Origin of the sequence: Tenacibaculum sp. FZY0031 (assembly GCF_036350695.1) — a bacterium.
In the GTDB taxonomy this organism is placed as follows: domain Bacteria; phylum Bacteroidota; class Bacteroidia; order Flavobacteriales; family Flavobacteriaceae; genus Polaribacter.
Map to the genome: position 1 here is coordinate 42,586 of NZ_JAZDVY010000006.1, position 23,807 is coordinate 66,392.

Annotated in this window: 24 protein-coding genes; 12 read left to right on the forward strand and 12 right to left on the reverse strand. The window is 32.0% G+C overall.

The genetic code is table 11. The annotated features are described in order from the left end of the window. From V1T75_RS09735 to V1T75_RS09750, 4 genes are all read right to left on the reverse strand, one after another. Entirely contained in the window at positions 1-519 is a 519-nt protein-coding gene (locus V1T75_RS09735; RefSeq protein ID WP_330488356.1) for a thioredoxin family protein, read from the reverse strand. Between the two features lie 98 nt (positions 520-617). Further along, the gene (locus V1T75_RS09740) at positions 618-2,381 is read right to left on the reverse strand and encodes a peptide MFS transporter (protein ID WP_330488357.1); all 1,764 of its coding nucleotides are present in this window, start codon (positions 2,379-2,381) and stop codon (positions 618-620) included. A gap of 69 nt (positions 2,382-2,450) precedes the next feature. Then, the gene (locus V1T75_RS09745; protein ID WP_330488358.1) at positions 2,451-3,875 is read right to left on the reverse strand and encodes a peptide MFS transporter; all 1,425 of its coding nucleotides are present in this window, start codon (positions 3,873-3,875) and stop codon (positions 2,451-2,453) included. A gap of 12 nt (positions 3,876-3,887) precedes the next feature. After that, positions 3,888-6,035 carry a S9 family peptidase gene (locus V1T75_RS09750; RefSeq protein ID WP_330488359.1) on the reverse strand — a complete coding sequence of 716 codons (2,148 nt, stop codon included), beginning with the start codon at positions 6,033-6,035 and terminating at the stop codon, positions 3,888-3,890. Positions 6,036-6,177: 142 nt separating this feature from the next. Here V1T75_RS09750 and V1T75_RS09755 point away from each other — a divergent pair, with 142 nt between their 5' ends. The 4 genes from V1T75_RS09755 (at position 6,178) to V1T75_RS09770 (ending at position 10,637) form a co-directional block, all read left to right on the forward strand. After that, positions 6,178-7,908, forward strand: a complete 1,731-nt coding sequence (locus tag V1T75_RS09755; RefSeq protein WP_330488360.1) for a hydroxymethylglutaryl-CoA reductase, degradative — start codon at positions 6,178-6,180, stop codon at positions 7,906-7,908. A gap of 94 nt (positions 7,909-8,002) precedes the next feature. Continuing rightward, positions 8,003-8,326, forward strand: a complete 324-nt coding sequence (locus tag V1T75_RS09760) for a GIY-YIG nuclease family protein (protein ID WP_330488361.1) — start codon at positions 8,003-8,005, stop codon at positions 8,324-8,326. A gap of 2 nt (positions 8,327-8,328) precedes the next feature. Beyond that, positions 8,329-9,309, forward strand: a complete 981-nt coding sequence (locus V1T75_RS09765) for a GYDIA family GHMP kinase (RefSeq protein ID WP_330488362.1) — start codon at positions 8,329-8,331, stop codon at positions 9,307-9,309. 119 nt (positions 9,310-9,428) lie between these two features. Further along, on the forward strand, positions 9,429-10,637 hold the full coding sequence (locus tag V1T75_RS09770; RefSeq protein WP_330488363.1) for an NAD(P)/FAD-dependent oxidoreductase: 1,209 nt from the start codon (positions 9,429-9,431) through the stop codon (positions 10,635-10,637). Between the two features lie 57 nt (positions 10,638-10,694). Here V1T75_RS09770 and V1T75_RS09775 read toward each other — a convergent pair whose 3' ends face one another. The 5 genes from V1T75_RS09775 to V1T75_RS09795 are packed head-to-tail and all read right to left on the reverse strand — an operon-like array spanning position 10,695 to position 13,662. Continuing rightward, positions 10,695-10,997: a hypothetical protein gene (locus V1T75_RS09775; protein ID WP_330488364.1), complete on the reverse strand. Its 303-nt coding sequence runs from the start codon at positions 10,995-10,997 to the stop codon at positions 10,695-10,697. A 21-nt stretch (positions 10,998-11,018) separates the two neighbouring features. After that, entirely contained in the window at positions 11,019-11,249 is a 231-nt protein-coding gene (locus V1T75_RS09780; protein ID WP_330488365.1) for a hypothetical protein, read from the reverse strand. A gap of 59 nt (positions 11,250-11,308) precedes the next feature. Next, on the reverse strand, positions 11,309-12,217 hold the full coding sequence (locus V1T75_RS09785; protein WP_330488366.1) for a DUF6624 domain-containing protein: 909 nt from the start codon (positions 12,215-12,217) through the stop codon (positions 11,309-11,311). Positions 12,218-12,222: 5 nt separating this feature from the next. Continuing rightward, positions 12,223-13,266: a serine hydrolase domain-containing protein gene (locus V1T75_RS09790; RefSeq protein ID WP_330488367.1), complete on the reverse strand. Its 1,044-nt coding sequence runs from the start codon at positions 13,264-13,266 to the stop codon at positions 12,223-12,225. A gap of 30 nt (positions 13,267-13,296) precedes the next feature. Next, the gene (locus V1T75_RS09795) at positions 13,297-13,662 is read right to left on the reverse strand and encodes a hypothetical protein (RefSeq protein ID WP_330488368.1); all 366 of its coding nucleotides are present in this window, start codon (positions 13,660-13,662) and stop codon (positions 13,297-13,299) included. Positions 13,663-13,874: 212 nt separating this feature from the next. On the opposite strand from V1T75_RS09795, the gene V1T75_RS09800 reads away from it, so the two are divergent. From V1T75_RS09800 to V1T75_RS09830, 7 genes are read left to right on the forward strand one after another with little or no spacing between them, the layout of a single operon-like run. Further along, a complete protein-coding gene (locus V1T75_RS09800) occupies positions 13,875-14,936 on the forward strand; it encodes a sensor histidine kinase (protein WP_330488369.1) in 1,062 nt (353 codons plus the stop codon). Continuing rightward, positions 14,926-15,636: a LytR/AlgR family response regulator transcription factor gene (locus V1T75_RS09805; protein WP_330488370.1), complete on the forward strand. Its 711-nt coding sequence runs from the start codon at positions 14,926-14,928 to the stop codon at positions 15,634-15,636. The genes V1T75_RS09800 and V1T75_RS09805 overlap by 11 nt, the downstream gene beginning before the upstream one ends. A 34-nt stretch (positions 15,637-15,670) precedes the next feature. Then, entirely contained in the window at positions 15,671-16,756 is a 1,086-nt protein-coding gene (locus V1T75_RS09810; RefSeq protein ID WP_330488371.1) for a diphosphomevalonate/mevalonate 3,5-bisphosphate decarboxylase family protein, read from the forward strand. Between the two features lie 13 nt (positions 16,757-16,769). Further along, positions 16,770-17,264, forward strand: coding sequence for a toxin-antitoxin system YwqK family antitoxin (locus V1T75_RS09815; RefSeq protein WP_330488372.1), 495 nt, complete (start codon positions 16,770-16,772; stop codon positions 17,262-17,264). A gap of 51 nt (positions 17,265-17,315) precedes the next feature. Continuing rightward, a complete protein-coding gene (locus V1T75_RS09820; protein ID WP_330488373.1) occupies positions 17,316-18,242 on the forward strand; it encodes a mevalonate kinase family protein in 927 nt (308 codons plus the stop codon). 9 nt (positions 18,243-18,251) lie between these two features. Continuing rightward, the gene (locus V1T75_RS09825; protein ID WP_330488374.1) at positions 18,252-19,169 is read left to right on the forward strand and encodes a geranylgeranylglycerol-phosphate geranylgeranyltransferase; all 918 of its coding nucleotides are present in this window, start codon (positions 18,252-18,254) and stop codon (positions 19,167-19,169) included. 45 nt (positions 19,170-19,214) lie between these two features. Continuing rightward, positions 19,215-20,051, forward strand: a complete 837-nt coding sequence (locus tag V1T75_RS09830) for a pseudouridine synthase (RefSeq protein WP_330488375.1) — start codon at positions 19,215-19,217, stop codon at positions 20,049-20,051. 36 nt (positions 20,052-20,087) lie between these two features. Here the strand turns inward: V1T75_RS09830 and V1T75_RS09835 are convergent, their stop codons facing one another. From V1T75_RS09835 to V1T75_RS09845, 3 genes are read right to left on the reverse strand one after another with little or no spacing between them, the layout of a single operon-like run. Next, positions 20,088-20,453: a heavy-metal-associated domain-containing protein gene (locus V1T75_RS09835; RefSeq protein WP_330488376.1), complete on the reverse strand. Its 366-nt coding sequence runs from the start codon at positions 20,451-20,453 to the stop codon at positions 20,088-20,090. A gap of 26 nt (positions 20,454-20,479) precedes the next feature. After that, positions 20,480-22,717 (reverse strand): TonB-dependent receptor, encoded by a 2,238-nt coding sequence (locus V1T75_RS09840; RefSeq protein ID WP_330488377.1) that lies wholly within the window; start codon positions 22,715-22,717, stop codon positions 20,480-20,482. 57 nt (positions 22,718-22,774) lie between these two features. After that, a complete protein-coding gene (locus V1T75_RS09845) occupies positions 22,775-23,185 on the reverse strand; it encodes an HYC_CC_PP family protein (RefSeq protein ID WP_330488378.1) in 411 nt (136 codons plus the stop codon). Between the two features lie 106 nt (positions 23,186-23,291). Between V1T75_RS09845 and V1T75_RS09850 the strand changes: the two genes are divergently transcribed. Continuing rightward, positions 23,292-23,744 carry a GAF domain-containing protein gene (locus V1T75_RS09850; protein WP_330488379.1) on the forward strand — a complete coding sequence of 151 codons (453 nt, stop codon included), beginning with the start codon at positions 23,292-23,294 and terminating at the stop codon, positions 23,742-23,744. Positions 23,745-23,807: the final 63 nt, after the last annotated feature.

Consider the following 23,807-nt stretch of genomic DNA (forward strand, 5'->3'; position numbering starts at 1 on the left):
TTACATGGCGCTTTTAAAGTTTTTTTCAAACTCTTTCCATGGTGTATTCTTGTAATTATCTTTGTTAAAATACGCTAGTATTTTTTCAAACTTTTTTTCTTCCAAATACCCTGGTACGTTTTGTAACAATTGTCTTTCTGTATTAAAAAAAGCAGTTGAAGGATAACTTAACTGTCCTTTCATTATAGCCGCTGCTAACTGGTGATACCCTCTTCTTCCTTGAGCTTGGTACTTAAACGTTTTTCCTTGAAACGTAATATCATCTTTTGCTTCTCCGTTTAACTTTACTGGATAATAATGTGTATTGATATACTCAATAATTACTTTGTTTTTATAGGTTGTTTTATCCATTTTTTTACACCAACCACACCAGTCAGTATAAATGTCTACTAAAATTGGCTTTGGCTCTTTCTCGCTCATTTCCATCGCTTCTTCAAAGCTTAACCAGTTTACTTTATCTTGCGCCTTTACTCCAAATGAAATAAAGATTAAAACTGCTACTACTATTATTTTTTTCATACTCCTTAAGTCTCAATAAGTGTTCCAAATTTACAAAAAAACCTGCCAACATTTAAAATTGACAGGTTGTAAAATATTGTTTTAACGTTTATTTAGAGTTATTTAACTCCGTGCATTAATTTTTTAATTACTGGATAAAGTACTGCTGATAATACTGCTAAACCTAAAGACACAAAAGTTAACAACCAGAAAAAGCTACTTAATCCTTTTTCTTGTGCTATTGCCTCTGAAGACTCTGCAAATACACCTGCTAATTTCATACCAATGGCTACTGCTAGGTACCAAATACCAAACATAAAAGCAATCATACGTCCCGGTACCAGCTTAGATACATACGATAAAGCTACTGGAGACACACATAATTCTCCCATAGTATGAAATAAATACACTAAAATTAACCATATCATACTTACTGATGCTGTTTTAGCTCCTACGGGTATTCCTGCAGAACCAATGGCAACACACGCCATACCTAATCCTAATAACCCCATACCTATTGCCCATTTCATATTTGCATTAGGATTGTATTTACTTTCCCACCATTTAGAAAATAATGGCGCTAACGTAATAATAAATAGTGAGTTTAATATTGAAAACCATGATGCTGGCACTTCTGTTGTGTCTTTTAAGAACTCAGCATATAACATCCAAAGAGCTATTCCCCATACAATTAAAAAACTTAATGCTAAGAAAATATTTGAAAGTGCATATTTTCCAAAAGTCTTTTTAAATAACAAATATAAAACCCAAGTAATAATACCTAAAGGAACAATGGTCATTAAAGAATTTACTACTTTAAAAATTGTTCCTGCACTTCCTTCTAATGTTCTTTGTGTATAATCTTTAGCAAAAACAGTTAATGAACTTGGAGATTGTTCGAAAATCGCCCAGAAAAATATAGTTACAAATGCAAAGAAAACAACAGCTAACATTCTGTCTCTTAACACTGGAGCATACTTAGGTATTCTAATTACCAAAAGGGCTATAAAAAGACCTAAGGCTACTAAGATAGCAACATTAGAACCAGACAAGCCCACTGCTTCGAATGGGAATAGGTTATATTTTCCTTCGGAAATTTTTGAAATAGGATCGTTAAATATCCAAGCCAAACCTAATAATGAAGATATAGCAATCATTATTTTTTGAACACCTGTAAACGAATTTCTATCTTCATCTTCAGAAGCTTCTTCATCGATTATATCATCGATAATATCAATATTTTTATTCTTAGGTCCATCTCCTATCTTGCCAAAAATTCCTTGGGCAAACCAGAATTGTAACATTCCAAATAACATAAAAATACCTGCTACTCCAAATCCCCAAGACCATCCTACTTTTTCTCCTAGATATCCACATAAAAGTATTCCTAAAAACGCTCCTGCATTTACTCCCATGTAAAAAATAGTATAAGCGCCATCTTTCTTTTCTTCTTTCCCTTTATACATTTCTGAGATAATAGAAGTCATGTTTGGTTTAAAAAAACCACTACCTACAACTAATAAGCCTAAACCTGCGTAGATAAAAAATGGAGTTTCCACAGCCATACATCCGTGACCTAAAGTCATTAATACAGCCCCCAAAACTACAGCTTTTCGAATACCAATAACGTTATCAGCAAAATATCCACCTACCATTGTAGATAGGTATACCAAAGAGGTATAAGTACCAAAGATTGCGTATGCCCATTCACGTGGCCACCCCCAACCTTCATCCATTAATGAAGCGGTAAAAAATAATATTAATAGGGCTCGCATTCCATAATAAGAAAAACGTTCCCACATTTCTGTAAAAAACAAAACGAACAACCCTGCTGGGTGCCCTAAAACCTTGTCTTTAAATAAATTTTCGATATCTGTACTCATTTTTTTGATATATAGTTTATAATAGAAAGAAGCCTTGGTAGTAATTTCATACTATCAAGGCATATTTTTTTAATTATTATCTGCTAATTCAAATCCTTCAGCTTCTTCTTGTGAAGTTTTATTAAACTCTTCTGCTCCATGAGTTAAACGCTTCAGAGGTTTTAAAATTGCTAAAATTAACAATCCAAAAACTGTACAAAATATAGCAATTCCAGTAAACACTTGGAATTCTCCTGCCCCTTCTGAAAGTTCACCTACAAAACCAGCTACTTTATTTCCTAAACCTGTTGCTGCGAAATAAGCTCCCATCATGAATGAAGCGTACTTAATTGGCGCTAATTTAGTAATAAACGACAGAGCTACTGGCGAGGCACATAATTCTCCAATTGTATGAAATAAATATGCTAACACCAACCATATCATTGCTGATTTTTCTACTATTTTATCTCCATCCATAACCACTTCCATACTAGCTTTACTCATAAAGAAAAAACCAAATGCCATGATAATAACACCGATGGCCATTTTAAATAACGAAGAAGATTCTTTTCCTTTTTTACCCCACTTATACCAAAAATTAGCTACTAGAGTTCCTAGTGTAATGATGAAAAATGCATTTATTGATTGAAAAACAGCCGCAGGAACTTCATTTCCTATAAGTGGTAATGAAAAAGAAAGTGCTCTATCTGTTTTTTGTTCTGTATATAAACTCATTAAACCTCCTGCTTGCTCAAACGCTCCCCAGAAAACAATGATAATTAAGAAAGATAAAAACATAACTAACATCCTGTCTTTCTCTACTGCAGTAAGAGGTTTTTTCATTAAATCTTTATCTGGAGAATCTTGTTTTCCTAAAAAATCACCTACGCCTTCTAAGTATTTTAAACCAAACATGTATACCACTTGGCCTAAAGCCATTCCTATACCTGCTAATCCAAAACCATAATGCCATCCCCATTTAGCAGCTACTGCCCCTACAATTAAAGCACCTAAAAAAGCGCCAAGGTTAATTCCTATATAAAAAATATAAAACCCTTTATCTCTTCTATCATCTCCTTTTTTATAAAGTCCTCCAACCATTGTTGAAATGTTCGGCTTTAAAAAACCTACACCAATTACAATTAGTATCAATCCAGTAAAGAATGCCCATTGAGCATCAATTGCCAAAATACCGTGTCCTATACATAGTAACAATCCACCAAGCATAACGGCTTTTTTCTGGCCAATAAATTTATCAGCAATCCAACCTCCAGGAATAGACATTAAATAAACAAACATAGTATAGGTTCCGTAGAATGATAACGTTTCTGCATTAGACCAACCATAGCCTGATTGTGGATTTTCTAAAAGAACGGGTGCTGCTAAAAAAAGTGTTAGAATAGCTCTCATACCATAGTATGAAAAACGCTCCCACATTTCTACGAAGAATAATACATAAAGTCCCTTGGGGTGCCCCAAAAACTCACTTTGGTTTGTTTGTTTAACTGTACTCATAGTTGTTGAATTTTATAAGTTGTTTTTAATAAAGTTAGTCATTTTGGTATACAAGTGTAAACGAGTGTTTCCTCCATAAATACCGTGATTCTTATCTGGATACATTCCCCATTCAAATTGCTTATTTGCTTGAATTAACGCTTCTGCCATTCTATAAGCATTTTGTACATGTACATTGTCATCACCTGTACCGTGAATTAACAAATACTTTCCTTTTAATAATTCTGGATAATTTAAAGGTGAATTGTCATCATACCCTGCTGGGTTTTCTTCTGGTGTACGCATGTAACGCTCTGTATAAATAGAATCATAAAAACGCCATGTAGTAACTGGTGCTACTGCAATTGCTGCAGCAAAAACATCATTTCCTTTTAATAAACAGTTGGTACTCATATGTCCTCCAAAAGACCATCCCCAAATACCTATTCTATTCGCATCTACATATGGTAATTTTGCTAACTCTTTAGCCACAGAGATTTGATCTTCCGTTTCATACTTTACCAAATTCATGTAAGTAACTTTCTTAAAATCACGACCTTTAAAACCTGTTCCTCTACCATCTACACAAACAACTATATAACCATTTTGCGCTAACATTTGGTGCCAGTAGTCATTTGAACCATTCCAACTATTTTTTACATTTTGAGAACCTGGTCCTGAATATTGATACATTAAAACTGGGTACTTTTTATTAGCATCAAAGTTTGCAGGTTTCATAGTGTACATATTTAAGTCGTTTCCGTTTACATTAATTGTAGAAAACTCTTTTTTACTTAAATTATATCCTGCAATAGTTTCTTTTAAGTCTGCATTATCTTTTATAGTCTTTAACACCTTCCCTTCATCATTTCTTAACGTGTACACCGGTGGTGTATTTACATCAGAAAAAGTATTGATAAAATAGTGCATATTTTTACTAAAAGCAGCATTATTTGTTCCTGTAGGATTACTCAATAACTTTTTGTTTTTACCATCTAAAGAAATACTGTATACTCCTCTATTAATAGAACCATTTTCTACTGATTGATAGTAAATAGTTTTCTTGTCAGCATTGTATCCGTAGTAAGAAGTAACTTCCCAATTTCCTTTCGTTACCTGATTTAATAACTTACCGTCCTTATCATAGTGATAAATATGGTTGTACCCATCTTTTTCACTTGTCCAAATAAAACTATTATCGTCTAAGAAAGTTAAATCATCAGTAATATCTACATACGCCTTATCTGTTTCGTTTAAAACGATAGCACTATTAAAAGTAGTCGCATCAACAAAATACATTTTTAAATCATTTTGATGACGGTTTAATGTTCTAACTGCTAAAATATTTGGATTGTTTGTCCAGTTAATTCTTGGAATGTATTCATAATCTCCAACTCTAACTTCAGCCGTTTTATTCGTTTCTAATGAAAATATACGCAAAGCTACTTTTGCATTTTCTTCGCCAGCCTTTGGATATTTGAACACATGCTGTGTTGGGTATTTTTCTTTTCCATATACGTCCATTGAAAAAGTTTTAACCTTACTTTCATCAAAACGTAAATAGGCTAAGTTTTTGCTATCTTTACTCCATTCAAATGCTTTTACGAAACCAAATTCCTCTTCATAAACCCAATCAGTAATACCGTTAATGATTTCATTCTTTTTACCGCTATTGGTAATTTGAATTACCACATTGGCATCTGAATAATCTTTAATAAATAAATTATTGTCTTTAGCGTATGCTATTTTTTTACTATCTGGAGAAAAAGTTGGCTCTTGAATATCTGTACCAATTAAGTCTAACGATTTTTTTGCTATGTCATACACATAATACGTACCTAAATATGAATGACGGAAAATTTGTTTGAAGTTCGTTCCTAAAATTAATTTGGTTTCATCATTATTAAAGCTATATGATTGAAAATATTTCAATCCTGCTAAATCTTTACTATCAACTATTGTTGCAACTTTTTCTAGAGTTTCATAACTGTACTTATCTACAGTAGAACTTCCATTCTCATAATTTAATAGCGAATAAAAATCTCCATTCATAGAATTTAAAGAGTTCATATAATCGGCTCTAAACGTGCCTTTTCGCCATATATCCTCTAAAGAAATATCTTTTTTTTGTGCTTGTACTAGCGAAGATATCCCTATAAACAATAATAATAATTTCTTCATGTTAAGTTGTTGTTTATCTAAAAAGTTTGCCAAGTTTACGGAAAAATAGCCAAAAATCCCCTCAAAAAAATCATAAAAACCAAATAACATAACCATTTTAACAGGATTCACGTATCTTTGAACCATCAAAAATGAATTGAGAATGTCTAAAACGATCTCTGGTTTTTCTAAACTTACCAAAGAAGAAAAAATAGACTGGTTGGCAAAAACTTACTTTAATAATCAACCAGAAATTATACAAACTATTACACAATATTGGAATGTAGATGGCAAGCTACAACAGCTGCACGATGATTTTATTGAAAATACCATTTCTAACTTTTACATGCCTTACGGTATTGCTCCGAATTTTATTATTAACGGACGCAGTTATGTAATACCAATGGTAGTTGAAGAAAGCTCTGTAGTTGCTGCTGCTTCTTTAGTTGCCAAGTTTTGGAGTACTCGCGGTGGATTTAAAACAGAAGTAATTTCTACTACTAAAATTGGTCAGGTACATTTTATGTATGCTGGCGACAAAAAAGAGTTAGAGACCTATTTTAATCAACAAAAGACAGAATTACACGCAGCTACCGCATCCATTACCAAAAACATGGAAAAACGCGGCGGTGGAATTTTAGATATTCAATTAGTTGATAAAACAAATAAGCTTGCAAACTACTATCAATTACATGTTACGTTTGAAACAAAAGATAGTATGGGGGCTAACTTTATTAATTCTTGTTTAGAAGCTATTGCAAAGACTTTTAGAAAAGACGATATTGAAATAGTTATGAGTATTCTTTCTAACTACGTTCCTGAATGTTTAGTTAGAGCGGAAGTAAGCTGTAGAGTTGAGGAACTAGGTGGTAAAGACCCTGAAAAGTTTGCTCAAAAGTTTGAACAAGCTGTTAAAATCGCAGAGATAGAACCGTACCGTGCAGTTACACACAATAAAGGTATTATGAACGGAATTGATGCTGTTGTATTAGCTACTGGAAATGATTTTAGAGCCATTGAAGCTGGTGCACATGCGTATGCATCTAAAGACGGACAATATAAAAGCCTAACTCACTGTGAGGTAAAAAACGGTATTTTTAGGTTTTGGATTGAAATCCCTTTAGCATTAGGAACTGTGGGTGGATTAACAGCATTACACCCAATGGCAAAACTATCGTTAGACATGATGCAAAAACCAAGCTCACGCACCTTAATGCAAATTATTGCTGCTGCTGGTTTAGCTCAAAATTTCGCAGCTTTACGTGCCTTAACAACCAAGGGAATTCAACATGGACATATGAAAATGCACTTGATGAACATCTTAAATCAACACAAAGCTACTAATGAAGAAAAGGAAGCTGTGGTAGCTTATTTTGATAATAGAACTGCCTCACATAGTGCTGTGGTAGAAAAATTAAACGAGTTACGTAAACCCAAAGTACAATGGGTCAATTTTTTAAATAAGGAGGAAGTACGTAGTACACTTGCTAATTTAAAGACTGATGCAAAACCTTTATTTGGAAAAATGAATGGACAGCAAATGGTAGAGCACCTAAGTGCAGTAACTCAAATAGCGAATGGAAACTGGAAGGTTGACTCCTATGTTTCTGATGAGAAATCAGCTAGAAGAAAACCATTTTTAAATTCTGATAGTGAATTACAAATCGGATTTAAAGCTCCATTTTTATCGGAAGACCCAACTCCGTTAAAGTTTAACTCTATGGAAGAAGCTATTACCGATTTGATTGAACAAGTACAGCACTTCGAAACTGTTTTTAATGAAGACCCAAGCCGAAAAGTAGTACATCCATTTTTTGGAGAGTTGGATTATGAGTATTGGAAAAAATTCCAAGTAAAACATTTTACACATCATTTTAAACAATTTGGATTGTGACTTCGACTACGCTCAGTCACCAATTAATTCGACTACGCTCAGTCACCAATTAATTCGACTACGCTCAGTCACCAGTTAACATCAAAATTATTAAATGCCTAAAGGTTTTGTTTACATACTAGAATGCTCAGACGGAAGTTTCTATACCGGTAGTACTATTAATCTAGAAAAAAGACTTAGCGAACACCAAAATGGTGAAGGTGCTCGCCACACTCAAAAAAGATTACCTATCAGCTTAGTTTATGTTGAAGAATTCCAACAAATACATCAAGCTTTTTATAGAGAAAAACAAATTCAAGGTTGGTCTAGAGCTAAAAAGATAGCTTTAATCGATAATAATTATGAAATACTACCTAAGCTTTCCGAATGTCAAAACGAAAGTCATTATAGAATTCAAAAAAGAAGAGGTTTAGTTTAAACATGAAAGAAGATACAAACCAATGGGTAGCTGAACGTAGTCGAAGCTACTCTAACGGAAAATTATTACTGACTGGAGAATATGTTGTTTTGAATGGTGCAACATCATTAGCTGTTCCTACTAAGTTTGGACAAGATTTAATTGTTGAACCAATTAAAGATTCACAACTTATCTGGGGAAGTTTTACACATACTGGAGAATGCTGGTTTGAAGCTTCATTTGATTTACCAAAACTACGATTGACCTCAGCAACATTTAATTCTGATAAAGAAGGAAGTGCTGAATTTATTGCTGAAACACTACGTGATATTTTACTAGAAGCGAAACGTTTGAATCCAGAATTTCTAACTACTGAACATGGTTTTATTGTAAAAACCAATTTAACTTTTCCACAAAACTGGGGATTAGGAAGTTCTTCAACTTTAATTAATAATGTTGCTACTTGGGCAAATGTAAATCCGTTTACCTTACTTTGGAATGCTTTTTCTGGAAGTGGCTACGATATCGCTTGTGCAAAACATAACACTCCGATTCTATATCGATTAATGATGACTGAGCGTAATCCAAGTCAACAACCTCATATTGAAGAAGTAAATTTCAATCCACATTTTTCTGAGGAATTGTTTTTTGTGCATTTGAATCAAAAACAAAATAGCCGAGAAGGAATTGCGCATTATAAAAAACACAAAGAAGAAGCCAAAGTCTTAATTCCTGAAATTGACAATTTAACTCAAGAATTTTTAAAAGCCAACACTTCTAAAAATTTAGAAAAAATCATTATTGAGCATGAACGAATCATTAGTTCAATTATAAAACAAGACGCTGTAAAACAAAGATTATTTCCCGACTATTTTGGTGAAATAAAAAGCTTAGGCGCTTGGGGTGGTGATTTTATTTTAGCTACAGGAAATGAAGATACTACAAGCTATTTTCAACAAAAAGGATTCAATACAATCCTTTCCTATAAAGAAATGATTTTATAAAATTAAGCCTGTCGCATCGAGTGAATTTATTGAAGAATGAAATAAATTTGTATCGAGATGATTTAAAAAAGTTCTCGATATAATTTCTACTGAAAATTACTCGAACTGATATAAAAAAGATGAAAAAAGTTATTATTATTGGTGGTGGAGCTGCAGGTTATTTTACTGCAATTAATGCAAAAGAACTCAATCCAGAATTGGACATTACTATTCTTGAGAAAGGAAAAGAGGTTTTACAAAAAGTAAAAATTTCTGGTGGAGGTCGTTGCAATGTTACGCATGCTTGTTTTGAACCTAAAGAACTAACAAAATTCTACCCAAGAGGCGAAAAAGAATTATTAGGCCCTTTTCATAAATTCATGACGGGCGATACTTTTGAGTGGTTTGAAAATCGCGGAGTTCCTTTAAAAATAGAAGAAGATAATCGAGTATTTCCAGAAGCGAACATCTCACAAGCGATTATAGATTGTTTCCAAAACGCTGTTGATAACCTCGGAATTAGCGTGTTAAAAAACCATGGTGTGAATTCTGTTTATCAACAAAATGACAAATGGATTATCAACACAAAAAATCAAGATTTTGAAGCTGATTTCGTAGTGGTTGCTGCAGGAAGCAGTAAAAAAGTATGGGATTTATGTAAAACACTAGACCATACGATTATTGAACCCGTTCCTTCTTTATTTACTTTCAACATAAAAGACAAACGAATTATTGATTTAGGCGGAATATCAGTTCCAAATGCGGAAGTTACACTTGTTGGAACTAATTTAGAAAACTCTGGTCCTTTATTAATTACGCACTGGGGGTTAAGTGGACCTGCTATTTTAAAATTATCTGCTTTTGGAGCCAGAATATTAGCAGACAAAAATTATCAATACAACGTACTGGTAAATTGGTTAGGACAAGATACCGATTCGGTTTTTTCGGCATTACAAGAGTTAAAAAAATCGCAAGCTAAAAAACAAGTTAGTTTAAAATCTCCTTTTAACAACATTCCTCGCCGATTATGGGAGCGTTTGGTTGCAGCTTCAGAAATAAAAAACAGTCAGAATTGGGCTGATGTAAGTAATAAACAGCTTCAAAACTTAACTGACCAATTGACAAAAGGATTATTCAATGCAAATGGCCGTACTACTTTTAAAGAGGAGTTTGTTACTGCTGGTGGTGTAGATTTGAAAGAAATTAACTTTAAACGTTTTGAAAGTAAAAAACACAAAAACTTGTTTTTTGTAGGTGAAGTATTAAATATTGATGCCGTTACTGGTGGCTTCAACTTTCAAAATGCTTGGACGGGTGGCTTTATTTGTGCAAATGCGATTGCTGAATAAATAAAAATCATTTCGAACAAAGGCTTAAGAATACTTTGTTCGAAATGATCTTATTTTTTAGTCTTCGTCTTCTCCTTCTTCTTCGTAACAGTTAAAAATAATAGAATACCCATACTCTACTGCTTCTTCATACAGTTCTTTTTGCTCATCTTCTTCAACATCATCTACCGTGTCTAATGTAAAGTATTCATCTTCTATTTCTATTACTTTCCAGTCTTCATTTTTGATGTAAAACTTTGCTAATCGCATAGCTCCTTCAATATCTTTATAATCGATATACAAGCTTACGTAAGCTCCGATAACTTCATCGTAATGTTCAGAAGATTTTTTTGGTTTTGCTAAGGCATTAATTAAAAACATAGATTTATTTTTTGTGTTATATTATGCTAATTCTCCTCTGTGAGGTTTTAATGCATCTCTAAAGGTTTTCATGTATTCTTCATCAACCACCATAAAAGCAATAGTGTGCATTTCGTTTAAAGATACAAAATTTACTTCATGATAAGGCAAACTATCAATCTGAGCAAATTCTTTTAGATGGACACAGTGATGCTTTGCTGTTTCAAGACCATCTGGTCCTTTAAAATCCCAAATCAGTTTAATTTTTCTCATAAAACAAAAATACCCATTTCTAAAATAGAAACGGGTATTTTATAGCTAGATTGACTGTTTTACTTTTGCGCTACACTCCAAGTATAATTAATCTTTCTTTTTAAATATTCTTTTAAAGGTTCCAACCCTATTTCTTTTCTCCTTTTATCTACATATTCAGGGTTTTCTATAGGAAACGGTTCTAATTTCCTTTTATCATTATAATGAAACTGCATTCCAAACAACTGTTTTTTCCCTGTATTCACCAAAATTCTATCTTGAATTTTTGCATACTCTAAACAACTTCCTTCTTTATTTATACAAGCTTTTTTTATTTGAGGAAGATACTTAACTCTAACAGCTTCATCTTGATGATGATTTATAATTAGAAGTGGGCTATCAGCAGCTAACTTCCCTAAAGAACTATATGTTGGCCAACCATTTTCTAAAATTAGTTTTTCCATTTTATTAAAGTTTCCATTCCCAATCTCTTTTTTCATTTGAGCTATAGGATAATACCAATGAGGTGCTTTACCATTTTTCATAAAGTACTGCTTAGCCATATCTAACTGATAATCTAAAGCCTGATCTTTCATTATCAATCTTAATAATTTCAGTACATACTTTGGTTTTTGCACATTCCCATTTTGTTTTTGGTATTTTTCTAATTGTTGTCTTTCTATTACCCTCCACCTTTTATCTGAGGTAAGAGCATATAAATCATTATCTGCCAAAGCCCATAAAGAATTGTCTTTATTTAACGCTACATTCAAATAATGAAAAGCACTATCTTTTTTATACTGAATAGCATATGCACAAGCTAGATTATATGTATTATCTTGATTTTTTGGATTCTTTTGATATATCTCTTTATACGCTTTAATTGCCTCATCTAACCTTCCTTCGCTCCTTAACCTATCTCCTTTATTTTTTTGTTGACCAAACAAGCTATATGAAAGCATTATAAAAAATACTACAATTTTTTTCATAATCATTATTTCTTTGCTTCTGATGAAAGATAGGTTTGTAATATTTGAATAGCTGTTGGGGTTGTAGGTACATTAGTTGCATTGAATGTAAAAGCTATTGATATTTTTTGCACAGGTAGATAGAGTGCTAAAGATTGGAATCCATCAATCCCCCCATCATGTCCATAAATAATCATACCTTGAAAGTTTACTACAGATATTCCTAACCCCCATTCATTCTCTGGTGTTGTCATTTTTTTTATCATCTCATTTGAAATAATTTGTCCCATAAACAAAGCATTAAAGAATTCATTTACTTCTTGAGCGGTAGAAGCTATCCCTCCAGCGCCCATAGTTGACTTTAAGTTTGTCTCCTGATAAATTGGAGTCCAAACATTTTTATTTGAATAATAAGAAAAAGCTTCGTTTTTATTCGGGTTCAATTCGGTACCGAAAGAGGTTCTCTCTAAATTAAGGGGCTCAAAAATTCTTTCCTTCAATACTCTTGCAAACGGTTTCTTTTCTATATCCTCTACGATATAAGACAGTAGTATAAAGTTAGAGTTTGAATACCTTGTTTGTGTTCCTACTTCAAATACCAATCCTCCTTTTACAATTTTACCTATCATCTCTTTTCTATTTCTTGGTTTGCGAATCCAAGTATCAAAACCTTCTTCATCGGTAATGTTAAATAGTCCACTTTGATGACTTAACAAATGTTTTATCGTTATCTCATTTGAGTTAGGAATTTCAGAAAAATATGCACTTAACGGTGTACTTAATTGCAATTTCTTTGCTTCAATAAGTTTTAGTACCATACTAGCTGTAAAAACTTTTGATATAGATCCTATTCTATATATAGTATTTTCATCTGCCATTTTATTTAAAGCTAAGTTTGCTTTACCAAATGACTTATTATATACCTCGGCTCCGTTTTTAAAAACAGAAACCGTACCCATTGCCTTATGCTCTGCTTCAAAAGAATACAAAAGTTGATCTAAATTTACTTGTTGTCCATAGGTAATAACTGAGCATACCAATCCTATAAAAACAATTAGTTGTTTCTTCATTTTTTTAAATTTAATAAGTTATTTGATTTTTTAAGCTTCTTTTTTCTTGAGTGTTAACCCAATTATACCTAATCTAGCGATTAAAAAAACTAACATTCCAAAAGATGGGGCTAACAACCCTATTTTTAATCCTGCAGCTAAAACAGGAGTTGCTATATCTCCTTGCATTGAACTAATATTATCAAACGCACCAATTAACCCAAAAAACAGCCCTAAAAATCCATAAACTAAAGCAAACAAACTTACATGTTTAAGCAAGCTCATTGTTTTCCCAGTACTATCACCCTTCAGGAATAACTTTAATAGTAATGCAACACAAAGTAATAGCATTAATAATATTGGATACATAAACATTGATCCGCCTTCATTCAAAAGGTTTGAGAATAAGAATTTCATAATTTTAATTTTTTAAGTTATTTACAACACAAACCTATGCTTATAGTTCTTTTGAGTTTTATAATATCGATAGCATTCCTTTTTCATCCCTTAAACTACACATTATCGTCCTTTTTCAACCAAATAACAGAAAACCGTTATTCGTCTACAATTTCAGGGATTTTACCGCAAAAACCTATCTCTTTCTTCAAAAAATATGATATTGCAACTTAATGAAAAGATTTACATCAATAGCTAAGCGCTTTATATTCTTCTTATTCAATATTATATTTTGGGTAGGTGTTTATTTCTTTTACACATACTTCTTAGGCTATGGAAGTTCTAACACGGCTTATGTAGATGCTTTTTCTGCATACTTAATGCCTATAACTATATTCTTAAGTTATTTCATTATTTTATATTTAATTCCTAACTACCTGCTTAAGAAAAAGTATTTTCTTTTTATCATATACAGTTGCTACACTTTTATCATATCATTTACAGCTATTCTGCTCTCTATTTTCTTTGGCTTAGTATTTTCTTCTTTTTTAGAAGGAAGCAACGCGAAGACCTTAACGAAGTCTTTACCATTAGTTATAATTGGGGTTTACTTTATTGTTATAGTAGCCACCTCTTTAAGCTTAATTATTTACAATTACCTATCTAACATAAAAAACGAAAACTTAAAAAATAAGTTCTTACAAACCCAACTACAACTAAAAGAACAAGAACTAAAGTTTTTAAAAATGCAAATCCACCCACATTTTTTATTCAACACATTAAATACCTTATACGGATTTGCTTTAAAAAAATCGGAAGAAGCTCCTGATATGATTTTAAAGCTCTCTAATTTGTTAGACTATATTTTATACCAAGTGGACAAACCCTCTGTTCTTTTAAAGAATGAGATTCAACATATAGATGATTATATTTCATTAGAAAAAACACGTTTTCAAGAAAGTTTGTACGTTAACTTTACTAAAACCCTATACGATGAGACTATTCAAATTCCCCCTATGTTATTATTACCTTTTGTCGAGAACGCTTTTAAACACGGAGTACAAACTGATGGGGTATTAAATGTTGATATCAATTTAAAAACAACTGAAGACATTTTATTGTTTCATATTAAAAACACCTCTATAGACAACAAGGTAAATAAAAATGGAATTGGCTTAGAAAATATTCAAAAGAGATTGGAAATGCTTTACGGTAACCTATCAAAACTTTCTATTTCTTCTATAAAAAATCAATTTATTGTCGAATTAAAAATCCCGCTAAAAAATGGCTATTAAAATAACTTGTGTCATTGTTGATGATGAACCGATTGCTAGAGAAATTCTCGAGTCATTTATAAAGAAAACTCCTAACCTAGAGCTAATTTCAAGTTGTAAAAATGCAGTAGAGGCATTACAAATTGCGCAAACAAAACACATCGATTTATTTTTTTTAGATATTAATATGCCTGAAATTAACGGATTGAGCTTAGCTAAAATTATCAATAACAAATCACAGATAATTTTCACTACTGCTTACAGAGATTACGCTGTTGAAGGTTTCAATTTAAATGTAATAGACTATTTATTAAAGCCTATTGCTTTGAATCGCTTTTTACAAGCTATTCAAAAAGTTTCGAATCCTACTAATGCTAGTCTAAAAACTTCTCAGAAAGAAGAAAACAATAAGGATTTTATGTTTGTGAGAGCTGACAGAAAAATGGTTAAAATCAACTTTAACGACATTTTATATATCGAGAGTTTAGGAGATTATGTTAAAGTTTTCACCAATAACAACACTGTAATAACTAGGGAAACCATTAGTAATTTTGAAGCAACATTACCAAGTGATTGTTTTATAAGAATTCATCGTTCATGCATCGTTTCAATATCTAAAATTTCTTCATACACCAACGAATATATTGAAATTGGTAAAAAGGCCGTTTCAATAAGCAGAAGCTATAAAGAAGCTGTTTTACAAAAATTAGCACAAGTGTAAGCGAAATTCTATCTTTACAGCAAAATTTTACACGTTGAATACATCAGATTTTATATTCCAATTTCAAGATAAAAAAGTAGATAACTTAACAGTTACATGGCAAACACCTAGTAATATAGCTTTGGTAAAATACTGGGGGAAAAGTGAACCACAAATTCCTAAAAATGCCTCAATAAGTTTTACATTAAACAATTGCCATACCACTACAAAAATTGAATTCACAAAGACACAGCCTAAAAATCAAGTAGAATTCGAGTTGTACTTTGAAGGAAAAAAGAAAGATGATTTTAAACCTAAAATAGCCAAGTTCTTTGAAAGAGTTCAAAAATACTGCGCCTATATTTTAGAATATAACATGGTTATTTCATCAGAAAACTCATTTCCTCATAGTAGCGGTATCGCTTCTTCTGCAAGCGGAATGAGTGCTATTGCCATGTGTTTAATGAGTTTAGAAAAAGAATTAAATCCAAACTTAACTAATGAATACATTAACCAAAAAGCTTCCTTTTTAGCTCGTTTAGGGTCTGGAAGTGCTAGTAGAAGTATCGAAGGTCCATTGGTAGTTTGGGGAAATCACCTTGAGATCGAAGGAAGTTCAGATTTATTTGGTGTAAAATTCCCTTATACGGTTCATCCTATTTTTGAAAATTATCAAGACGCTATTTTATTAGTTGACAAAGGAGAAAAACAAGTTTCGAGTACGGTTGGACATAATTTAATGCACCATCATCCGTATGCAGAAAATCGTTTTACGCAAGCTAATGAAAACTTAGAAAAAATATCAAAAATTCTTCAAGATGGAGACATTAAGAAATTCATTAACCTCGTTGAAAGTGAAGCATTAACACTCCACGCAATGATGTTAACTAGTAATCCGTATTTTATTTTAATGAAACCAAACACGCTAGAAATTATTAATAAAATATGGGAATACAGACAAGAGAACGATAGCAACGTTTGTTTTACACTAGATGCTGGGGCAAATGTACACGTATTATACCCTCACTCAGAAAAGTCTGAAATTGAAGTATTTATTAAGAATGTTTTGGCTGCATACTGCCAAAAAAATCATTATATTTGTGATAGTGTGGGTTTTGGCGCGAGACCTATTTTAACCTAAATTCCCAACTATTATGAGAACTTCAACATTAATAATTGCCCTTTTTATTGGTTTTATAACCAATTCTGTTACTGCACAAGACACAATTTGGTTCGATAAAAATTGGCATGAAACAACAAAAGGAGAACATGAGTTTTACAGACCAACTCCTAAAAGAATGAATAACGGTTTTTGGATTGTAGATTATTACAAAAACGGACAGATTCAAATGGAAGGTTTTAGCACAGTGAATATACCTAACGAAGAAGTATTTGACGGTTTAGTACTATATTACCATGCAAACGGAAAGCCTTTTCACAGGGCTAATTACAAAAAGGGAAAACTTCACGGAATTCGAAAGGTATATTATGAATCTGGTGAGTTAAAAGAGGAAGGAAAGTACGAAGAAGGTGAAAGAGAAGGTATATGGAAAACTTTTTATAAAAATGGTAAAATAGAAACGAAAGGTAAATACCGCGATAATGAAAAAGTGGGCGTTTGGAAAACTTTTTACAAAAACGTGTACTAGTTTGTAAACTAGTAGTTTTACTTGTATGTTTGCATCGTAATTAAAACACCTATGAAAGGACCCTTATTTTACGCAAAAATATTACTCTTCGGAGAGTACGGAATTATCAAAGACTCTAAAGGATTAGCCATTCCTTTTAGTTCGTATAAAGGAGCATTAAAGTCTGCAAAAAATATAACTGGAGAAGCTAAAAAATCAAATCAAAGCTTAGCTAAGTTTTACACTTATTTAGCAAATTTAAACTCTGAACTCGTTTCTTTTGATTTAGCTTCTTTGAAAAGTGATATTGATAACGGGATGTATTTCGACTCTTCAATACCTCAAGGGTATGGAGTTGGAAGTTCTGGTGCTTTAGTAGCTTCTATTTACGATAAGTACGCTAATGATAAAATTACAATTTTAGAAAACCTAACGAGAGACAAGCTTCTAACCTTAAAACAAATTTTTTCATTGATGGAATCTTTTTTCCACGGGAAAAGTTCTGGGTTAGATCCTTTAAACTCGTATTTAAGTTTACCAATCTTAATCAATTCAAAAGAACATATTGAACCAGCAGGAATCCCTTCTCAAAAAGAAGGAAAAGGAGCTGTTTTCTTATTAGATTCTGAGCAAATTGGTGAAACTGAACCTATGGTTAACATCTTTATGAACAAGATGAAAAACGAAGGTTTTAGAAAAATGATTAGTGAAGAGTTTGCAACCCATACAGATGCATGTATTGAAGACTTTTTACAAGGAAATGTTAAATCGTTGTTTGGGAACGTAAAAAAACTATCAAAGGTAGTTTTAGCCAACTTTAAACCTATGATTCCTACTGCTTTTCACAAAGTATGGGAAAAAGGTATACAAACCAACGATTACTATTTAAAGCTTTGTGGTTCTGGCGGTGGAGGTTACATCTTAGGGTTTACTGAAGATTATGAAAAAGCAAAAAACAGTTTAAAAGATTATAAATTAGAATTAGTGTATCGCTTTTAAAATGCTACTATGAGTACATTTAAAAACAATACTTTTTTCTTAAAAATATTTAGCCTTTTATCTGTCATAAGAGGTTATAACATTCTAGTACTAATAGCAGCACAATATTTGGCTGCTATTTTTATTTTCTCTGATGCAAAATCAGTGAAACCTGTAGTTTTTGATTGGCATTTACTCTATTTAGTTATTGCTACCGTTTGTGTAGTTGCTTCTGGATACATCATCAATAATTTTTACGATAAAAAAGCCGATATTATTAATAGGCCTATAAAAACTGGCTTAGATTCTTACGTAAAACAGGAAACAAAACTAACCTTATATTTTACATTAAATTTTATTGGTTTTTTCTTCGGATGGCTAGTATCATGGCGAGCAGCATTGTTTTTCTCTGTATATATTTTTGGTATTTGGTTTTACTCACATAAATTAAAAAAATATCCGTTTATAGGATTGATAAGCGCTACAGTATTAACTATACTTCCTTTTTTTGTAATATTTGTTCACTATAAAAACTTTTCAAAAGTAATATTTGTTCATGCAATCTTTCTTTTTTTGGTTATCATGATTCGAGAACTCATGAAAGATTTAGAAAATATCAAAGGAGCTATCGCTAATAACTACAATACTTTTCCTGTTAAATATGGAGAGTACAATACCAAAAAGCTAATTATTTTATTAATGGTATTAACCTTAGTACCTATTGGAGTTTTATTTAACTACCCTGCTATTGAGTACATGAAATACTATTTTTACCTAGCTGCTGCTACTTTAATTTTTGTTGGTTTTTACACCTGGAAATCAACAAAAAACAACCAATATCGATTGGCTCATAATACTTTAAAAGTATTGTTATTAATTGGTGTTTTTAGCTTATTATTTATCGACAAGTCTTTAATTGTTGATAAAGTCGTAGAGGTTTTAGATTAAAAACCAAATAATTACCGTAAATTTGCAGCCTTTTAAAATTTAATTATGAATTCAAAAAACTCGTCGAGAGGACGACAAGCTGGACGCAACAGCAATCCTCAAGGAAAAAATCAATTCAAAAAAGATTTCAGAAAACCAAAAAGCAATAAACCTGCTCAGAAAAAAACTGAGGATACAGGAATTCGTTTGAACAAATTCATCTCTAATTCTGGAATTTGCTCTCGTAGAGAAGCAGACACTTACATTGAACATGGAAGTGTTTCTGTAAACGGAAAATTAGTTACAGAAATGGGGTATAAAGTACAACCTACTGATGAAGTTCGTTTTGATGGAACTCTAATCTCAATGGAGCAAAAGCGTTACGTTTTATTAAACAAACCTAAAAACCATATTACTACTATGGAAGATGATCGTGGTCGTAAAACGGTCATGGAATTAGTGGGAAATGCCACTAGAGAACGTATTTACCCTGTTGGTAGGTTAGATAGAAACACTACTGGTTTATTATTATTTACGAACGACGGCGAATTAGCAAAAAAACTAACACATCCTAAACATAACGTTCGTAAACTATACCATGCTTCTTTAGATAAGAAATTAACTGTGGCTGATTTAGAAAAATTACGTGGTGATGTAATTATTGAAGGAAGAAAAGTATTTATTGATGCTGTTTCTTATGTAGAGGGAGAAAAGAAAACTGAAGTTGGTATTGAAATTCACTCTGGTAGAAACCGTATAGTTCGTAAAATATTTGAACATTATGGATACCATGTAAAAAAATTAGATCGTGTTATTTTTGCAGGATTGACCAAAAAGAATTTACCTCGTGGTAGATGGCGTGAATTGACACAACAAGAAATTAACACATTACATATGTTATAACATAAAAATCCCGAGTATAAACTCGGGATTTTTTTATTATTTCTTTACCTTTTTATGATTTTCCTGCACTTCTTCATCACGATATTTACAACATTCATGTAAATGATCATAGGCTTCTTTAGGTGCTTTAAAATCTTTCGTATCGTGCCCTATACTTGCAATCGTTTTTTTAATGGCTTCAATATTGGTCTTACGTTCATCAATAATTAAACTTAGTTGATGAGTAGTTACATCCCACTTTGCAAACTTTACTCCTTTTGTTTTTAACGCAGCTTTTTCAATACGTTTTTTACACATCATGCAAACACCATCTACCTCAAAAGATACTTTTGCATTCTTATCCTGAGCAAATACTGATGTACTTAATAGTAAAACTGCTACTAATAAAAATATATTTTTCATGTCTTCTTTATTTTTTATTTTATTAATTAATCTATTTTAAATCGTAATCCTACATAAAAGTTACTCCCAAAAACTGGTGCGTATATAATTGTAGTATCAAAGTTTGCTCCAAACGGATTGTCACTTCCTAAGAAAGGATTCTTTTGTTTGTAATTTGTAATGTTTTCAGCCCCAGCATACACTTCAAACTTTTTTGAAAACACTTTTGTTATTTGTGTGTTTAACAAGCTATAGCTATCCGAATACCTCGGCAACTGGTTATTTGTATTGGGTAAGCGTTGTTCTCCTATCCAATTATAAGTTACATCAAACTTCCAACTAGCATCGTTATCTTCTGTTTTAGTTTCATAGGATGCATTCGCAAAAAAACGATGTTTAGCTTGCAATGCTTTCGCTAAATTTCCAGATTTATAATCTGTAGCAACATCATAAAACTTATACGATAATCGAGTATTGAAATACGGAACAATATTTTGATTAACTTCTACCTGAAAACTATTGGCTATACTTTTTCCTTCTAAATTATAAAAAGATATCTCTTGCGGATTTTCCCAATCAACGACTACCTGATTTGAAAAATTTGTTTGATAAAAATCGAATGTCACATCTCCTTTCCTTCCAAATAGTTTATACCCTTGTAAAAAAGACACTCCATAATTCCAAGCCACTTCTGGATCTAATCCATAAATGTTTCCTCCTGAATTTTCAATAGTAACTGTTCTTGACGAAGCAAAAAACTGTTGATTCTCCGCAAAAATATTTGCACTTCGTTTTCCTCTTCCTACAGAAGCTCTTAACACGCCTCTTTCCCAAGGAACATAACGCATATGCAACCTAGGTGTTACAAAGGTTCCTAACAAATTATGATGATCTAACCGAAGTCCAGCAGTAACACTTAAATTATCTGCATTATCATAGGCATATTCGAAAAATGCCCCTACAGAGTTTTCTTTTCTATCAAAATTCGAATTCATTCCTGCACTCACAAACTCTTCGTAGTTATCATAGGTAAAGCTAGCACCTGTTTTAAATTTATTACGAGTATCTCCAATAATAGAGCTAAATATAAAATTGCTATAAAAGCTTTGATGCTGAATATTATAGTCTCTCAATCCAAAATACGAATCTTGTTTATGATTGCTGTAAGCTGCTTGAAATCCCATATTTTGAAATGGCATATCAGGAAACACATATCCTATTTTTAAAGATGTATCAAAACGCTTGGTTTTAATTTCACTTCCCCAGACAGTATTAGAACCTTTATCCTTTTCTGGGTTAAAGTTAATCTCTCCTACTTGCTTTGAATCGTCTAAATACCTAAAGTTGATAAAACTTACCCAGCCTTTTTTAGCATCTGTATACTGCCAACGATTCATCAGATTGATTTGCTTTGCTAACGGGTTATCTAAAAAGCCGTCTTTGTTCTTATCAAACTTTTCTCCTCTATAGTTTCCGTGTACATATAAACCAGTTTGCCATTTTTTACTCATTTTTTGATTAAAATGTGTGTTCAATTCAAACCTACCTCCTACTGCTCCATAAGCATTAAGGTAAAATTTATGGTTGGTTGATGGTTTTACTAGCTCCGTATTTATTTGCCCCGAAATGCTTTCGAAACCATTTACAACACTTCCTGCTCCTTTTGTTATTTGAATACTTTCAACCCAGGTTCCAGGTGTAAATGTTAATCCAAATGCTTGCGCTGCTCCTCTAATTGAGGGAATATTTTCTTGGGTAATTAACAAATATGGACTTGTTAATCCTAACATTTGTAGTTGTTTTGTACCGGTTAACGCATCAGAAAAATTAACATCAATGGAGGGATTGGTTTCAAAGCTTTCAGACAGGTTACAACAGGCTGCTTTTAACAATTCTTCACTATTAATAGTTACCAAATTTTGTGTTTGTAAATATGAGCGTTGAGTTGCGCTTTTTTTTGCAGAAACTGCAACCTCATTTAACGTATTACTTTCTGTTAAATAGTGATTGACTGGTTTGGCATCGTTAACAGTTATGGTATCTGTCTTATAACCAACAAAACTTATTATTAATTTTCTATACTCTTTTTTATACGGAATACTAAACATTCCTTTTTTGTTGGTAGTAGTACCAACTTCCGTATGTAACCAATGGATATTGGCTCCGTAAACTCCTAAATTATCTTTAGGCCCATTTTTATCTTTTATCACTCCTTTTAACTCTTTCTGAGCAAAAAGTGATGAAGAAATCAGCAAAGAAATACTGACAATAAAAAATCTTTTCATTATTTATTTCATCATACTATATTATACAATTCTTATTTTTTAAGTAAAAATTGTAAATCATATGATAAAGACTTCGTGAAGTACCTGTATGTCAAAAAATAACTTAGGTGGTACATATTGTTTATGTGGAATAAATTGTTCTTCCAAGTCTTGAAATAACAGACTGTTAAAAACATATGAAGTAACTGCTAACGGAGTCTTTGTAAAGCTTACTTTTTCAACAGACGTTTTTTGGATTTGTGTTTGCCCTTTTATAAGCTCTACATCGTCTTTACAGCAGGAAGGTTCTGTAGTTTTACTCTCACAGCTATCTGCTTCTACATCATTACAACTGGCTACATTTCCTACATAAGAAATCGCGACTAAAAAATCACCACAAAAATGTTTTTCTACATTAAAAGAGAATGTAGACAGTAGTACGACCAGCGCTAAAAGTACAGCTATTATTTTAGAAACAAATTTCCTCATACCTTGCAAACATACAAAATTTTAAAAAATCTATTTTTTATCACAATACATCCCCTATTTTTGTAAGCTTTATGCACTCTTTACGAATAAGATAAAAAACACTTTTATGAATTTACAAGAACTAAAAAACAATATAGACACCATAGTTGCTAATGGCTCTTCAAAAGAAGAAAAACTACAACAAATTTGCGATTATTTGGCTTCAGAAGTTTCCTATTACGATTGGGTTGGCTTTTATTTTAAAAATGGAGACAAAGAGGAGTTAAAACTAGCACAGTTTAACGGAGAGCCAACAGACCATACAATCATTCCTTTTGGAAAAGGAATTTGTGGCCAAGTAGCTGTTAGCAATGAAAACTTTGTAGTACAAGATGTTAGTGAGCAAGACAATTATATTTCATGTGGATGGAAGGTTAAATCTGAAATAGTAATTCCCATTTTTGTCAATGGAGAAAACATCGGTCAAATAGATATTGATTCTCATACGGTTAACCCATTTACTAAAAACGATGAAGACTTACTAGAGTATATTTGTAAAAAAGTAGCTAATTTTATATAATTTTCGTATAATCACTTGATTATTAAGATTTTTTTTATTTTATTTGAGGTGATTTTTTAACAA

What these genes read in the sequence shown, in the direction of transcription:
- V1T75_RS09765 (WP_330488362.1), top strand. Translation starts at nt 8,329, where the DNA reads ATGAAAGAAGATACAAACCAATGGGTAGCTGAACGTAGTCGAAGCTAC.
- V1T75_RS09740 (WP_330488357.1), bottom strand. Translation starts at nt 2,381, where the DNA reads ATGAGTACAGATATCGAAAATTTATTTAAAGACAAGGTTTTAGGGCAC.
- V1T75_RS09745 (WP_330488358.1), bottom strand. Translation starts at nt 3,875, where the DNA reads ATGAGTACAGTTAAACAAACAAACCAAAGTGAGTTTTTGGGGCACCCC.
- V1T75_RS09830 (WP_330488375.1), top strand. Translation starts at nt 19,215, where the DNA reads ATGAATTCAAAAAACTCGTCGAGAGGACGACAAGCTGGACGCAACAGC.
- V1T75_RS09790 (WP_330488367.1), bottom strand. Translation starts at nt 13,266, where the DNA reads ATGAAGAAACAACTAATTGTTTTTATAGGATTGGTATGCTCAGTTATT.
- V1T75_RS09835 (WP_330488376.1), bottom strand. Translation starts at nt 20,453, where the DNA reads ATGAAAAATATATTTTTATTAGTAGCAGTTTTACTATTAAGTACATCA.
- V1T75_RS09815 (WP_330488372.1), top strand. Translation starts at nt 16,770, where the DNA reads ATGAGAACTTCAACATTAATAATTGCCCTTTTTATTGGTTTTATAACC.
- V1T75_RS09760 (WP_330488361.1), top strand. Translation starts at nt 8,003, where the DNA reads ATGCCTAAAGGTTTTGTTTACATACTAGAATGCTCAGACGGAAGTTTC.
- V1T75_RS09770 (WP_330488363.1), top strand. Translation starts at nt 9,429, where the DNA reads ATGAAAAAAGTTATTATTATTGGTGGTGGAGCTGCAGGTTATTTTACT.
- V1T75_RS09840 (WP_330488377.1), bottom strand. Translation starts at nt 22,717, where the DNA reads ATGAAAAGATTTTTTATTGTCAGTATTTCTTTGCTGATTTCTTCATCA.
- V1T75_RS09780 (WP_330488365.1), bottom strand. Translation starts at nt 11,249, where the DNA reads ATGAGAAAAATTAAACTGATTTGGGATTTTAAAGGACCAGATGGTCTT.
- V1T75_RS09850 (WP_330488379.1), top strand. Translation starts at nt 23,292, where the DNA reads ATGAATTTACAAGAACTAAAAAACAATATAGACACCATAGTTGCTAAT.
- V1T75_RS09805 (WP_330488370.1), top strand. Translation starts at nt 14,926, where the DNA reads ATGGCTATTAAAATAACTTGTGTCATTGTTGATGATGAACCGATTGCT.
- V1T75_RS09795 (WP_330488368.1), bottom strand. Translation starts at nt 13,662, where the DNA reads ATGAAATTCTTATTCTCAAACCTTTTGAATGAAGGCGGATCAATGTTT.
- V1T75_RS09785 (WP_330488366.1), bottom strand. Translation starts at nt 12,217, where the DNA reads ATGAAAAAAATTGTAGTATTTTTTATAATGCTTTCATATAGCTTGTTT.
- V1T75_RS09750 (WP_330488359.1), bottom strand. Translation starts at nt 6,035, where the DNA reads ATGAAGAAATTATTATTATTGTTTATAGGGATATCTTCGCTAGTACAA.
- V1T75_RS09735 (WP_330488356.1), bottom strand. Translation starts at nt 519, where the DNA reads ATGAAAAAAATAATAGTAGTAGCAGTTTTAATCTTTATTTCATTTGGA.
- V1T75_RS09845 (WP_330488378.1), bottom strand. Translation starts at nt 23,185, where the DNA reads ATGAGGAAATTTGTTTCTAAAATAATAGCTGTACTTTTAGCGCTGGTC.
- V1T75_RS09755 (WP_330488360.1), top strand. Translation starts at nt 6,178, where the DNA reads ATGTCTAAAACGATCTCTGGTTTTTCTAAACTTACCAAAGAAGAAAAA.
- V1T75_RS09800 (WP_330488369.1), top strand. Translation starts at nt 13,875, where the DNA reads ATGAAAAGATTTACATCAATAGCTAAGCGCTTTATATTCTTCTTATTC.
- V1T75_RS09820 (WP_330488373.1), top strand. Translation starts at nt 17,316, where the DNA reads ATGAAAGGACCCTTATTTTACGCAAAAATATTACTCTTCGGAGAGTAC.
- V1T75_RS09825 (WP_330488374.1), top strand. Translation starts at nt 18,252, where the DNA reads ATGAGTACATTTAAAAACAATACTTTTTTCTTAAAAATATTTAGCCTT.
- V1T75_RS09775 (WP_330488364.1), bottom strand. Translation starts at nt 10,997, where the DNA reads ATGTTTTTAATTAATGCCTTAGCAAAACCAAAAAAATCTTCTGAACAT.